This window comes from Actinomyces oris (genome assembly GCF_001937665.1).
In the GTDB taxonomy this organism is placed as follows: Bacteria; Actinomycetota; Actinomycetes; order Actinomycetales; family Actinomycetaceae; genus Actinomyces; species Actinomyces stomatis.
This window is the reverse complement of record NZ_MSKL01000039.1, coordinates 1-584: the sequence shown is the minus strand read 5'-3', so window position 1 is coordinate 584 and position 584 is coordinate 1. Positions and strand designations below refer to the sequence as shown.

At 61.6% G+C, this 584-nt stretch carries 1 rRNA gene; it reads left to right on the top strand.

The annotated features are described in order from the left end of the window. Window positions 1-584: ribosomal RNA gene (locus BKH28_RS12950) — 23S ribosomal RNA — on the top strand; the annotation flags it as partial.

Genomic DNA, 584 nt, shown 5'->3' with positions numbered 1-584 from the left:
CCCAGCCGCCATATAAGCCGCATGTGTCAGGTTCGCCTGGCGGTGTGGTTGTGGTGGTGGGGTCTGGGGATCCTCCGTGCAGGTAGGCAAGCGTGTTAACAGGGGTGACGCACAGTGGTAGCCCGGCGGACCTGATGGCTTGGTCCGTTCAAGCGCGCAGCCCGTCCTCCAGGTAAATCCGGGGGGCTGTCTTTGATGACGGGGGTGAGGCGTGATGGTGACCTCACGTTGGTGGGGGATAACAGGGTGATCCTGGGGTGCCGAGAAAAGCCTCGACGCGATGGTGCCAGCCGCCCGTACCCTAAACCGACACAGGTGGTCGGGCAGAGTATGCCTAGGCGCACGAGTGAATCATGGTTAAGGAACTCGGCAAAATGCCCCCGTAACTTCGGGAGAAGGGGGGCCTGAGCCCTGAAGCCCCGTGCGGGCTAGGGGGGAGGGTCGCAGAGGCCAGGGGGAAGCGACTGTTTACTAAAAACACAGGTCCGTGCGAAGCCGTAAGGCGATGTATACGGACTGACGCCTGCCCGGTGCTGGAAGGTTAAGAGGAACCATCAACCCCCTCTTGGGGGTGAAGTGGTGAA